The sequence below is a fragment of the Microcoleus sp. Pol11C2 genome (assembly GCF_036701505.1).
GTDB lineage: Bacteria > Cyanobacteriota > Cyanobacteriia > Cyanobacteriales > Microcoleaceae > Microcoleus.
On the sequence record NZ_JAUBQX010000011.1, the window covers coordinates 93,121 to 105,863 of the forward strand.

A 12,743-nucleotide genomic window follows, 5' to 3' on the forward strand; every position below is an offset into this window, starting at 1 on the left:
ATATGCTCTTATCCTGATAAAGTAACGTGCCTGATATTTGTTGGTCTTACAGCACTTCCGGATGTTATGAGGTACAGTAGCAGCAATTAGTAAACCAGTTTTTGAGATGTTTCGGATTAATTAAGTCAAGAGCCACAGCAATTATCGTATCAACCATTTTAGTGGTGGTTGGCGAAAACTGGATCAATAAAGATTTAAGTTGCGACCACCATAATTCAATCGGATTAAAATCAGGAGAGTATGGGGACAAACATAAAATAGAAGCACCCACACATTCAATCATCGATGTAATTGAATCTACTTTATGCGCGGGTAAATTATCCATCACTACTACTGCTCCCGACCACAATTGTGGCACTAAACATTGCTCAATAAATACCTCAAATGCTTTGCCATCCATTGAGTTATCCATTGTCATGAGTGCCACTACTCGCTTCAAACTAATTGCACCAATTACTGTGACTTTTTTTCCTCGGTAAAAAGGTTTAACCGCATAGGCTCTCGTTCCTCGTTGGGAACGTGCATGAGTTCTGGTTAAGCCGAGTAATACTCCAGTCTCATCTAAAAAAACTAGATTTTTTTGGTCGATCTGCTTGACTTTTTCCCCATACTCTAACCTTAACTTCATGACTCTTTCTGTTCCGGCTTGGCTGCTCCTGACTGTTTTTTTTTACGATTTAATCCCAACTTTTGTAAGGCGTTACACATGGCTGTTCTACCCACCCAATTTCCGGTCTTCTGGGCAAATAACTCACACAATTCTAGTAAGGTTGCATCGGGATGTGCTGTCACTATTTCTCCCAACTCTGCTGTGGAATTATTCAAATGACTGTATCTCGGTTTCCCCCGGGGTTTCGGCTGTAAATTCCCCTCAATTTTTTGTTGCTTGACCAGTTTTTGAATTAAGCTTTTACTGCAGGCAAATATTTCTGCTGTTTTTCTGATCGACAGCTTCTGCTCGATATGGGCTGCTACTATTTTGGACCGCAAATCTACTGAATATGCTTTCATTGGTGTATTTTTTTAATCTATTTTTATTGTACCTCATAACACCCGGAAGTGCTGTATTAACTGGTTCCCAGGCTAAGGCCTCGGAACCGAGAGCCAGAGGCTCTGCCTCGCTAACGGATAAAAACAAAAACAGGAGGTAGAGCCTCATGGAATGTGTTCCCAGGCCTTAGCCTGGGAACGAGCAAACACCTACGCTTTGCGCTTCCGACGGCGAATCAGCACACTCATTACTTGCTTCGGATTGGCTGCACGCTGTAGGGGACTCCAATCGCCCACTTCGGCAAATCCCAGGCGGTACAAGGTGAGTATGGTTTCCCTGACACCCTGGGGCGAACCTGTCAGCGTTACACAAACCACATCCTGTTCCGATTCTGCTGCTGAGTCGTCATTTGGCCGATCCTCTTCGAGGGCTGCGCTAACGAATTTGTTGTCGTCAGGCAAGAATTCCTGTGACATAATATGTTCTCCTGGTTTTGGGTTTTCTAGAAAAACCCAAAAACCCAGCCGCCCCGCATTTCAACGCATAGCAGGGCGGCTACAGAGAGTGTTATCATACTCCGTTAGCCTCCAGACTGCTGATACCAGTTTGGCGGTGAGCTGTCCATTGCTGCTCGCAACAGCTTTGGGCAGTGCAACTAGATTTTTGGGCGACGCGGGCTACTTCCTCTACAAGCAAAGCAACCTCTAACTTCAAAGCGTAGCCGCAGAGGGGGGCCTGTGTCAATCCATTTGGGATTTTACCGGGAGTCAGTAAACGAGTAAGATTAAATGAACCGCGAAGGCACGAAGGACGCGAATGAACAGAAAGAAAGAGATGCAGTTATTCCTTCGCGCTCTTGGCGGCTTTGCGGTTCGTTCAAATAATCAAAAAGCCCTATAATTTCGGTGTTAGCAAAATGAGCTGTTTTGATAAGATCGATCGCACTTCATCCAATCCCATCTCCACCTCCGCCAAAATCTCTCCCACAGTTTTGGTATTGCAACCTTGCAAAAACTCAAATTCGGCGCTTGACAAATTGAGCAATTGGTAATTGCAATCAAACACTTGTTGACTAGGCCAACCGTGCATACAACTACTCAACTCTGGAATTGCCGCCAAAAGTGCCTTATCGTCCGACCAATCTATTTTATTAACCGGCTTTTTGCCCAAGAAAAACTCGTAATGAGTGATTTCCGTATCCAACAATTCAATTAATCGATAAAGCTCTCTTTCCGTCAAACCCTGAGCTCTTTCTATCAATTCCGGCGCTTTCCCCAAAAGTCTTTCTAACTGCCAATATCCCGGATTTGAGAAACCAATAAATTCCAATCCCGAAGCGTCGATTAACTCGAACAAAGTCTCAATATTGTAGTCAATTTCCTGCGGGTGAACGTACATATCAGCAAAACATTCGTCTCGCTGATTTTCTCCTGCCCAACGCTGTTTTTCGTACTTGACAAGACGGTTGTTTTCTGGTAAAGAAGCAAAGATTTGACGACCGACTTTCACACCATCGGGATAGTCACCTTTTTTCGGGCCTTGGAGAAGCGCGATCACCCTTTGCATGAGTTGAATTTCCCAGCGTCCGAGCTCAGCATACACAAAAATGTGCATCAAACCGCCCTCCGCCAACTTCGCCGCCAGCGCTTGAATGCCCCGGATCGGATCGGGTAAGTGGTGCAGCACGCCCACGCAGTTGATCAAATCAAACTCGCCCTCTAACTCGGCGGCATCGTACAGGCTGAGGTGGCGAAAATCAGCTTCGCGCGCTCCCGATCGCCGACAGCGTTCTTGTGCTACTTTCAAAGCACCTTCACTCAGGTCGATCGCCGTCACCGAAGCTTCAGGATTGAGGTGAATCAGATAATCCGTGCTCGAACCAGTGCCGCAGCCAGCATCTAAAATCCGAATATCCAGTTTTGGCGGCTTTTGGCCGGTGCAAAAATTGTAAGCATCAGGCCAACTCCAGCGCCAGTTGTACCCTGGCGGCGGTTCATCTGACAAAGGATCGGGCGGGAAAGGGAAAGTATCGTAAAGCCGCCGCACGGCAGCACTGATATCAGGCGTAGTATCCATAGGTGAGGTAATAGTGCGTGGGTTTTGAGATTGGTTGTCAGTAGCTAGGGGGTAACGGCGCTAGGTCATGCACTTCTGTTGCTGCGTTACTCGCAACAAAAGTGTCGCTTCGCGATAGTTGGGCAAGCCTGAAACAGAGGGATCGGGCGATCGGCTAAACCCTGATAGCCAAGCCCTGACAGCTTCTGCGTAATAAAACTTATCATTTTTTCTCATATAAGCTCTCTTAAATCTATACAATAAATCTCGACAGGCTTTTTAACAAACAAGGACTGTCAATAACCCACCGCTGAACTGTCGGGTAAAGCGGAGGCGTCTTTCAAGAGAGCAAGAGGCCCCGAAACAGGCAGAAGAAAATTTTTGATTTTCTTTTCCCTTAATTGACGGCACTTGCTGCAATTCCCCAAAGGCAACTCTCCTGCCGAGTCTTTTTTTCCACGGGTATGCCGGCGGATCGCAGCGGAGGGAGTACCCCGTGCCTGCCTTCGGATCGGACATTTCCCCGCAGGCAGAAAGATGAAACCAAAACATTTTAATCTAAGAAAGTAAGCGCGCCCGAACCTCGTGACAGGTAAAGGCAAAAAGTAAACAAAGCAAAAATACCTACTTTGACCTGCATGAGAAGGCAGCGTTAGTCTGGGTAAATGCTACAACGATTTAGATAGGGAGCTAAGGAGTCTAATGACTGTAAAGGCAAGTGGTGGAAGCTCGGTTGCGCGTCCGCAACTATATCAAACTGTACCGGTCGCAACTATTTCGCAAGCAGAACAGCAAGACCGCTTCCTACAGCGGGGTGAACTCAGCGAACTGGCAAGTTATTTCAGTTCAGGGGCTCTTCGGATCGATATCTCTGCGACGCTGACCCAAAACTCGGAACTGATAGTATCCCGCGCAGCCAACCGGATTTTTACCGGCGGTTCCCCGCTGGCATTTTTGGAAAGACCACAAGAACCTGCGATGGCTGTAGCAGGCGCGGCTCGTGGCGGTTCAGCGAATGTCTCTGAAGGCATGAAACTGGGAAATGTCACCTACGTAGAAAGCCGCGCTGGTGGCAACGGCGGTGGCGGCGGATTCTTGGGGCTAGGAAATCTATTTTCTGGCAACGGTGGTGGCTACAGTGGCCCAATCCCAGCAGGATTTCAGCCGATCAATGTCTCGCGCTACGGCCCGGGCAACATGACAAAATCTCTGCGCGACTTGAGCTGGTTTTTGCGCTACATCACCTACGCGATCGTAGCTGGCGACCCGAACATTATTTCGGTGAACGTGCGTGGATTGCGGGAAATCATCGAAAATGCTTGCTCTTCGGCGGCCACAATTGTGGCAATGCAGGAAATGAAGGCAGCATCTTTGGGCTATTTCAGAAACAATGCAGAGGCAAGTGCGATCGTCGGACAGTATTTCGACGTAGCAATTACCGAATTCAAAGCCCCCACACCTTCAGACAAGGTGCGGCAGCGCGAAAGCAACGACCAGCAAGGGCTGCAACTGCCTCAAATCTACTTCAACGCAGCCGAGCGGCGATCGAAATTCGTCATGAAAACCGGTCTGTCTTCGGCCGAAAAGCTAGAAGTAATCAAAGCAGCTTACCGCCAAGTATTCGAGCGCGACATTAGCCGCGCATACAGCCAAAGCATTTCTGACTTGGAATCCAAGGTCAAAAATGGCGAAATCTCGATGAAAGAGTTTATTCGCCGCCTTGGCAAATCTCCTCTGTACCGTCAGCAATTCTACGAGCCGTTTGTCAACAGCCGCGCTGTAGAACTTGCCGCGCGCCACTTCCTCGGCCGCGGTTTGAGCTCGCGGGAGGAATTTAGCAAGTATTTTGCGATCGTCAGCAAAGGTGGCCTGCCAGCCCTCGTAGACGCGATGGTCTATTCGCAAGAATATTCCGATTACTTCGGCGAAGAAACAGTGCCTTACCTACGCGGTTTGGGCCAAGAAGCTCAGGAGTGTCGCAACTGGGGCCCCCAAATTGATTTGTTCAATTTCAGCGCTCCGTTCCGCAAGGTTCCTCAGTTCATCACCTTGTTTGCCGGCTACAACCAGCCTCTGCCAGACCAGCACGTTTACGGTGTTGGCAATGACCCCCTAGAAATTCAGTTCGGCGCGATTTTCCCGCAAGAAACTCGCAACCCCAAGAGCCGTCCGGCTCCCTTCGGCAAGGACACCCGCCGCATCCTGATCCGTCAAGGTGCAGGTATTGAAAATCAATTGAGCAACCCGCAAGCCCGCGGCAAGGCTCCCGGCTCTCTCGGCCCCAAGGTCTTTAAATTAGACCAGTTACCGAGCAACTATGTCGCTTCCAAGAAAACTGCCCGCGGTGTCTCTAGCAGCTACAGCAACAGTTCCAGTGTCAAATTTACCGAAAGTTCCACACAAGCTGTGATTCGGGCTGCTTACCTGCAAGTGTTCGGTCGCGACGTGTTCGACGGCCAGCGCCAAAAGGTAGCGGAAATTAAGCTGGAAAACGGCGAGATTCCGATGCGCGAGTTTATTCGGATGTTGGCGAAGTCGGACGTGTTCCGCAATATGTACTGGAGCAAGCTCTACGTTTGTAAGGCGATCGAGTACATTCACCGCCGACTCCTGGGACGCCCTACCTATGGCCGCCAGGAAATGAACGCTTACTTTGACATTTGCGCCAAGAAGGGTTTCTACGCGCTGGTCGATAGCATCATGGACAGCATGGAGTACAACGAAGCTTTCGGGGAAGATACAGTTCCCTACGAGCGCTATGTGACTCCCGGTGGTTTGTCGATGCGGACGATGCGATCGGGTTCCGTCGCTGAGCAAAATGTCCAAGCTCAGACGCCCGAAACTCCTCGGTTTATCGAATTGGGCGCTGCGGGCGATCGGGGCGATATCGAGTTGCAAAGTCGGATTGCTCAAGGTGTCAGCAAGCGGCGTGAACAAACTAAGATGTTCAAGCTGACGAATACTTCTGACAAAGTAGCTTTGAAAACTTTAATTCAAGCTGCTTACCGTCAAATTTTTGAACGCGACATCAACCCATATGTTGTGAAGAATGAATTCACGGCGCTGGAAAGCAAACTGGGCAACAATGAAATCAATCTCAAGGAGTTCATTGAGGCTTTGGGTTGCTCGTCGCTGTACATCAAACAGTTCTACGCACCTTATCCCAATACTAAGGTGATTGAGTTGGGAACCAAGCACTTCTTGGGCCGCGCTCCCCGCAATCAAGCGGAGATTCGGACGTACAACCAAATCTTGGCAAGTAAAGGGATTAAGGGCTTTATCAACGCAATGTTGAATAGCGTTGAATATGCCGAGGCGTTTGGCGAGGATACTGTTCCTTACCGTCGCTTCCCGACTCTGCCGGCTGCGAATTTCCCGAATACCGAAAGGCTGTACAATCAACTCACTAAACAGAATGATGAGTTGGTGATTCCAAGCTTTGAGCCAGTAGCTGCGATCGACAGAAGCTAGATTGATTTGAGGTTTGAGATGTTAAATTATTGCTAATTTAACATCTCAAATTAGTTGAAGGGCTGGCAATTACGCCAGCCCTTTTTTATGACAGGTTTGTGGTTGCACTGTCTAGATTAATTTTGAATTTTTAACCGCTGATGAAGGCTGATGAAGAGGATATTATACCAGTTTTCATTAGGATGATGTACAGGCTCAGAATGCCGAAAAGAAGAAGATCCTCGTTCGGGGTGTAATGCCTCCCATTGCCAACCGCTATAAGTTGAGATCATATCTCAACGAGAGAGTATCAACCTGCCGCCCGTAGAAATCTCTACAACCACTTGTACTATGAGCGTTCAGCTTGGTTTTCGCGTGACCGCATTTAGTCAATTTGATTATTTGCTTTGATAATGTAGAGGCAACTTATTTATATAGAGGTTGCTTACTACCACGGTTTTTCACCGTTCATCCGATCGGCTAAATTCATTCTACATGGCATAAAGACATCTTGTAAATCTAAGTGATTGTTAGCAAATGTCAGAAAAAGTCTTACAGTTAATCAACCCTTTCTTCCCTTCAAAATCTAGTTACTTCCTTGCTCAGTCGTCAAACTCAGGGCAGTAATATTTAGGAGCCAGAGCGTTAAGTGCATCAACTTCAGCATTGCCTTGAGGTTGCAGCAAGTCGATCGACATTCCGGCACTGAGCGCATTACATATCCGGCGCGCACGTTCGATAGTGGCTTGGGGATTTCGTTGAACGCTAGACAGGGCATCGGATGAGGATGAATTGAGCCGTTTGCTCAACGATCGTTGATAACTATTAAGAAAGGCCTGGTCATTTGGCTGTAAAGCGATCGGGCGGCCTCGGCCACTACTTCCACAAAGCTTACCTAAGTCGATCGTTCGACCATCACTCCTCTGTATATAGCAAACGTAATCAACGGGTATTTGAGCGACTGAATCACTAGATTGAGATAAATCAACGCCAAAGGCGATCGACACCATTACCAAAGAATAAAACACTCGTTTCGACTGTCTGACGTATTGCACGACTCTTCAAACTCCCACAAACCGTTAAACTTTCATAGGCTTATAGAGAACCCACACCGGATGTTGCCACAATCCGGCGTGATTCACGATATTCTGCATAGTGCGAACATTAAGCGTTTTACACGCAAATAAATGCCCGCATTACAAGACAATAATGTTATGCTCCTCGTTGAGACTTCCAAGGGCCCCAAATGGCAAACGTGATGCCTGGGGTTTGCATATTAACGAACATAGTTTGACCATCCGGCGAGAAGCAGGCTCCGCAAAACTCCCGATCGTTGATAGCATTTTTTGCCAGATGATACAGTTCCCCCTTGGGAGTTACGCCCACCACGAACTGCTCATCATCGCCATCTTCGCAAATGATCAGATCACCATGAGGTGCCACAACAATGTTGTCAGGGCCATCGAGTTCGTCAGCCGATTTAGCCTCAACAAAAAGTTCGATCGCATCTTGATCGGGAAGATACCGCCAAACCTGACCAAATCCGTTCGGTCTGCCATTGGCGTCCACAGAGCCACCGTCTGAACAACAGAAGTAAACTTCACGATTGCCGTACCAGATGCCTTCCCCACGAGTAAACTGGGCAGCACCTTTACCGAAACCTTCGACCCGTACCGTATCCGTAGCAGGGTCAGGATTGTCAATTGTCACCCATTCCACCGGCATCGGTTTGCCCTTGGGAAAGCCGGCAAAAGTTTTTGCTTGAGGCATATTCTTAATCTTCAGCGCTTGCAGAGTACCCCCGGCGCTTAAATTGTTCCGTTGAGATGGGATAAAGCGATATAAAAGGCCATCTCCTCGGTCTTCAGTCTCGTAGACAATTCCGGTTTTGGGGTCGATCGCCACCGCTTCATGGTTAAACCGTCCCATCGCAACTAAAGGTACGGGATTCACAGGAGTTGTTGCTTGAGCCGGCACTTCAAAGTTGTAGCCGTGAAATTTCGATACATTTCTCGCATTGCCAGCTTGATTAGTCGCCGGCGTCGAGATATCCTCCTCGCAAGTAATCCAAGAGTTCCAAGGAGTCGGGCCGCCCGCACAATTTCGATAGGTGCCGCTAAGCGAAGCGTAGTGCTTGATGAGCTGACGATTTGGTCCAACCTGTAGTGTGGTTGTCCCTCCTTTGCAAAGAGGATCGTAAGGATTTGGACCCACAACTTGTGTTGTAGAATTCGGACTCAGTTCGTGATTGCGAACCAGAATCACCGTGTTTTGGGGACCTGGGAAAGCCGCCATGCCATCGTGACCACCGGGCACAGGGGAACCGTCGCTCATCATTTCGCCCGTTCGTGAAAAAGCCCGATACTGAAACCCACGGGGTAAATCTAACAACTTATTCGGATCGGGTACGAGGGGCCCATATCCTCCTCCAAATACTGATTCACCATTCGCCTTTTTGGTATACAGCGCTTGTAGAGGAGACATCATCAAAGTGCCAGCAGCACTCGCTCCTGCTAAGGTAAAAAACTTTCTTCGTGATAGTTGCATGAGCTTTTCTGGTGAATTAAACAAAGCATACTAAACCTGCATCAAGACCAAGATAAGGTTGGTTTAACTTCTGATTAAGGTGGTCACATAGCTGTTTAAAGTCAATCCAGCGGCTCGTAATTGGGCGACCACCTGATTCCAAATAAGACTGTAGCTGCTTTTACTAATGAATAGGAATGCGCTGTGGTACTGACTGAAATAGTGTCGTTTTTGCGGGAGCCACAATTAATTGAGCCCGGGGATAATTTTACGAAAATTCCTAATTTTTAAGTTGGCGTTCTGGCGAGCTACAGGATCGTCACAGGCGACAACCCCGCTTCGGCAGCAGGTGTCGGTCACAAAATGGTAGAATTGATAAAAAATAAGTAGAAAAAAAAATCACGCCTAGAAACCCGGTTTCTTAAACAACACCTTCACATCTATAGCAATCCTAAATCATTTGTGAATTTCTTACTCCCTCCCCTTAGTAAGGGGAGGGTTGGGGTGGGGTAAAAAATTTACGACTCCTGCAAAGATTGCTATAAGTCACAAGGCTCTAAGAAAGTGGTTGGTTGAGGCACTCGTACCCAACGCCATCAATTTGAGATTGGAGATTTTAAATGTTTGCTCCCATCTAAAATCTAAAATCGCCAATCTAAAATCTGTTGTTGGTTTCGCTTCACAAGATCCCAACCTACTGGGAAAATGGCGAAGGTATTATTAAAAAAACCTGGTTTCTAGATACCTAATTACTACCTGGTTTTTTCGGTTAACCGTACTCCAAGATCCACTTTGAGCCGAGAACATTACTGCCACATTTTCGTCGGTGATGTAAATGAAGTCGCGCTCGCTGTACAACGATAAATTACTTAGTTGTGAGAGGTATTAGTGAATTCCATTCATTCCAAATACGCACAAATTAAGTATAATCTTTGAGTGCTGGTTTAGGGATGTACTAAAATATTGATTGCCCCGTCAAACAGCCGAATAAACGGGCAACTTGTTCGGATTAGTAAAATAGCTAAATGAATAAGCTATTAGGGCATAATGTTGTGAAAGATGGAACAGGGTATGGAACTAAATTTACAGAAATTTTATAGCGCCTGCAATCCCAGCTACACCCTGGCAGTAGCAAATCAACAAGACCGACAATACTATATCGATTTCTCTTCAGTGCGAGGCGGCACAATCGTAGAACAATTGGAGCGCACCATCAGCCGTCTGTCCCCCGATGCACCTACCTGTCAATTATTCACCGGTCACATCGGCTCTGGTAAATCAACAGAATTGCTGCGGCTGCAAGCTCAATTGCAGCAACAAGGATTTCATGTTGTTTACTTTGAGTCGAGTAAAGATTTAGACATGGCAGATGTAGATATCACTGACATTTTGTTGAGCGTTGCTCGTCAGGTGAGCGAAAGCATCGAGAAAATGAAAATCAAGCTGCAACCGACGGGTTTTAAAGCTTTGCTCAAAGGGGTTGCTGATGTTTTTCAAACTCAAATAGACTTGAGCGCTGAAGCTAATGTCCCTGGTTTTGGGGAAATAAATGCCAGTACGGAGGGAGAATTTTCTCTGGCCCTGGGAATTGGCAAAATTACTGCTAAGGCGAAAGATGCTCCGAATCTGCGATCGGAGTTGAGGCAATATTTGGAGCCGCGAACTAACGTAATTTTAGATGCGCTTAATAAGGAGTTGCTGGAGCCGGCTAATCAAGAACTCAAACGCCAAGGGAAACAAGGACTTGTAGTAATTATCGACAATCTCGATCGCATACACCTGTGCGCGAAACCGACGGGGCGGCTTCAGCCGGAATACCTGTTTGTCGATCGGGGCGAACAGTTGGCAAGACTAAATTGCCACGTCGTGTATACAATTCCTTTGGTGCTAATTTTCTCTAACGATTTGGGCCAGTTGACCAATCGATTTGGGGTAGATCCGAAGGTTTTGCCGATGGTGCCGGTGCAGTTGAGTGACGGTTCAGAGTGCTCTGAGGGTGTGGAATTGCTGCGACAGATGGTTCTGGCGCGGGCCTTTCCGACGGTGCATCCTTCGCAGCGCTATGCTTTGGTAGGCAAAGTTTTCGACTCTGCGGAAACTCTCGATCGCCTGTGTCGAGTCAGCGGTGGTCATGTCCGCAATTTGCTGCAACTACTGTATGGCTGTCTGCAGAAACAAGACCCTCCTCTGTCGCGGGAAACTTTGGAAAATGTGATCATCCAGCGTCGCCACCAGCTTACTTTGGCGATCGAACCGGATGAGTGGCAATTGCTGCGCCAAGTATCCGCTACCAAAACTGTGAACGGGGAAACTAAATACCAAATCTTGCTGCGGAGTCTCTGGGTATTTGAATACCGTTACGGCGAGGATTACTGGTTTGATGTCAATCCGATTTTGGCTGACGCCAAAGAGTTTCGGCAAACAGTTGAGAGTTGAGAGTTGACCGTTAACAGTTGACGGTTTACAGTCGTCACTCGGCGAGGAAAATCGCTTTTGAACCAACGAAGTTCACTGCTAGCCGACGAAAGAATCAGGGCCCAACTGTAGCAGGATCTGGTATGAAATAACAAAACTCAACCGTTAACAGTCAACAGTCAACAGTCAACTAACAAAAATGATTAAAGGCACTACTAAACTGTTAGGAGTAATTGGTCATCCAGTCGAACATTCTCTGTCGCCGGCGATGCACAATGCTGCTATTTCCCACTTGGGAGTCGATTTTGTTTACTTGCCGTTTCCGGTAAAACCAGGGGATTTAAAAGCTGCTCTTGCAGGATTTGCGGCGATCGGCGTTCGGGGATTTAGCATTACGATTCCGCACAAACAAGCAATCTTACCGCTGCTGTCGGAAGTTTCCCCGATCGCCCGATCGATCGGCGCAGTCAATACCGTATACCTAACTGACAAAGGTTGGTGCGGCACCAATACTGACGTTGAAGGCTTTCTCGCGCCGCTGCAAACCCCCCCAACCCCCCCTTACCAAGGGGGGGCTAAAGACGCGACCTCTGGCTTAGAAAGAGGCAATACGGTTGTTGAATCTGATTCGCCTCCTTACGAAACACGGGCTGTTGAATCCTGTCCCCCCCCTTACCAAGGGGGGGCTAGGGGGGGTTCCGATTGGAGTCAGAAAGTAGCGGTAATTTTGGGAAATGGCGGGGCGGCGAGAGCTGTTGTGGCTGGATGCGCTCAATTGGGATGTGCAGAGATTCACGTTGTCGGCCGCAGCGAACAAAATTTAGCGGAATTTCAGCAGAGTTGGGTCAATTCTCCGATGCCCGTGCAGAATTTGCAGGTTCATACTTGGGATAATTTGTCAATGTTAATCTCGCAGGCAGATTTGCTGGTGAACACGACGCCTGTGGGGATGTATCCGCAGGGGGAAAAGTCGCCGGTTGGGGAGGGTGCGCTCGATCGAATTTCAGCAGGTGCGATCGTCTATGATTTAATTTATACCCCTAATCCTACCCAGTTTCTCAAAGATGCACAGCTTAGGGGAGCGCGAGCTATTGACGGACTGGAAATGCTAGTTCAACAAGGAGCAGCCGCCTTAAAAATTTGGCTCAACAAAGAATCCGTCCCAGTCGATGTGATGCGCCAAGCCTTGCGACAGCATTTAGGTCTAGATTAATGCCATTTCTTAAAAAAGTAGCTGTAGTTTTCCGAATTCCTATAAGTAGGAATTTGAGGCTGAATTCGCGCTAAGCTGAGAATTAAAATATAC

Annotated in this window: 11 protein-coding genes; 3 read left to right on the forward strand and 8 right to left on the reverse strand. The window is 47.7% G+C overall.

From position 1 onward, the window contains the following. Positions 1-64 precede the first annotated feature (64 nt). The 6 genes from QUA42_RS09580 to QUA42_RS09605 form a co-directional block, all read right to left on the reverse strand. The gene (locus QUA42_RS09580) at positions 65-628 is read right to left on the reverse strand and encodes an IS630 family transposase (RefSeq protein ID WP_333137081.1); all 564 of its coding nucleotides are present in this window, start codon (positions 626-628) and stop codon (positions 65-67) included. Beyond that, entirely contained in the window at positions 625-1,011 is a 387-nt protein-coding gene (locus tag QUA42_RS09585) for an IS630 transposase-related protein (RefSeq protein WP_333137082.1), read from the reverse strand. Before QUA42_RS09585 ends, QUA42_RS09580 begins: the two co-directional genes overlap by 4 nt. Before the next feature lie 189 nt (positions 1,012-1,200). Beyond that, on the reverse strand, positions 1,201-1,467 hold the full coding sequence (locus QUA42_RS09590; protein ID WP_333137083.1) for a hypothetical protein: 267 nt from the start codon (positions 1,465-1,467) through the stop codon (positions 1,201-1,203). Between the two features lie 94 nt (positions 1,468-1,561). Next, on the reverse strand, positions 1,562-1,735 hold the full coding sequence (locus QUA42_RS09595; protein ID WP_333137084.1) for a hypothetical protein: 174 nt from the start codon (positions 1,733-1,735) through the stop codon (positions 1,562-1,564). 150 nt (positions 1,736-1,885) lie between these two features. After that, positions 1,886-3,067, reverse strand: a complete 1,182-nt coding sequence (locus QUA42_RS09600; protein ID WP_333137085.1) for a class I SAM-dependent methyltransferase — start codon at positions 3,065-3,067, stop codon at positions 1,886-1,888. A gap of 60 nt (positions 3,068-3,127) precedes the next feature. Further along, positions 3,128-3,283, reverse strand: coding sequence for a hypothetical protein (locus QUA42_RS09605; RefSeq protein ID WP_333137086.1), 156 nt, complete (start codon positions 3,281-3,283; stop codon positions 3,128-3,130). Between the two features lie 465 nt (positions 3,284-3,748). On the opposite strand from QUA42_RS09605, the gene QUA42_RS09610 reads away from it, so the two are divergent. Beyond that, positions 3,749-6,517, forward strand: a complete 2,769-nt coding sequence (locus QUA42_RS09610) for a phycobilisome rod-core linker polypeptide (protein WP_333137087.1) — start codon at positions 3,749-3,751, stop codon at positions 6,515-6,517. Between the two features lie 581 nt (positions 6,518-7,098). Here QUA42_RS09610 and QUA42_RS09615 read toward each other — a convergent pair. Together QUA42_RS09615 and QUA42_RS09620 are read right to left on the reverse strand one after the other, a co-directional pair. Continuing rightward, the gene (locus tag QUA42_RS09615) at positions 7,099-7,551 is read right to left on the reverse strand and encodes a DUF732 domain-containing protein (protein WP_333137088.1); all 453 of its coding nucleotides are present in this window, start codon (positions 7,549-7,551) and stop codon (positions 7,099-7,101) included. A 157-nt stretch (positions 7,552-7,708) separates the two neighbouring features. Continuing rightward, positions 7,709-9,043 carry an alkaline phosphatase PhoX gene (locus QUA42_RS09620; RefSeq protein WP_333137089.1) on the reverse strand — a complete coding sequence of 445 codons (1,335 nt, stop codon included), beginning with the start codon at positions 9,041-9,043 and terminating at the stop codon, positions 7,709-7,711. A gap of 1,050 nt (positions 9,044-10,093) precedes the next feature. Here QUA42_RS09620 and QUA42_RS09625 point away from each other — a divergent pair. After that, on the forward strand, positions 10,094-11,458 hold the full coding sequence (locus QUA42_RS09625) for a P-loop NTPase fold protein (RefSeq protein WP_333137090.1): 1,365 nt from the start codon (positions 10,094-10,096) through the stop codon (positions 11,456-11,458). Between the two features lie 178 nt (positions 11,459-11,636). Next, complete coding sequence (locus tag QUA42_RS09630; protein WP_333137091.1) at positions 11,637-12,650, forward strand: shikimate dehydrogenase; 1,014 nt, start codon at positions 11,637-11,639, stop codon at positions 12,648-12,650. Positions 12,651-12,743 lie beyond the last annotated feature (93 nt).

Bases quoted from the DNA above. Each gene is read 5' to 3' on its own strand.
- QUA42_RS09600 (WP_333137085.1), bottom strand. From the start codon at position 3,067: ATGGATACTACGCCTGATATCAGTGCTGCCGTGCGGCGGCTTTACGAT.
- QUA42_RS09580 (WP_333137081.1), bottom strand. From the start codon at position 628: ATGAAGTTAAGGTTAGAGTATGGGGAAAAAGTCAAGCAGATCGACCAA.
- QUA42_RS09630 (WP_333137091.1), top strand. From the start codon at position 11,637: ATGATTAAAGGCACTACTAAACTGTTAGGAGTAATTGGTCATCCAGTC.
- QUA42_RS09610 (WP_333137087.1), top strand. From the start codon at position 3,749: ATGACTGTAAAGGCAAGTGGTGGAAGCTCGGTTGCGCGTCCGCAACTA.
- QUA42_RS09625 (WP_333137090.1), top strand. From the start codon at position 10,094: ATGGAACTAAATTTACAGAAATTTTATAGCGCCTGCAATCCCAGCTAC.
- QUA42_RS09620 (WP_333137089.1), bottom strand. From the start codon at position 9,043: ATGCAACTATCACGAAGAAAGTTTTTTACCTTAGCAGGAGCGAGTGCT.
- QUA42_RS09590 (WP_333137083.1), bottom strand. From the start codon at position 1,467: ATGTCACAGGAATTCTTGCCTGACGACAACAAATTCGTTAGCGCAGCC.
- QUA42_RS09585 (WP_333137082.1), bottom strand. From the start codon at position 1,011: ATGAAAGCATATTCAGTAGATTTGCGGTCCAAAATAGTAGCAGCCCAT.
- QUA42_RS09605 (WP_333137086.1), bottom strand. From the start codon at position 3,283: ATGAGAAAAAATGATAAGTTTTATTACGCAGAAGCTGTCAGGGCTTGG.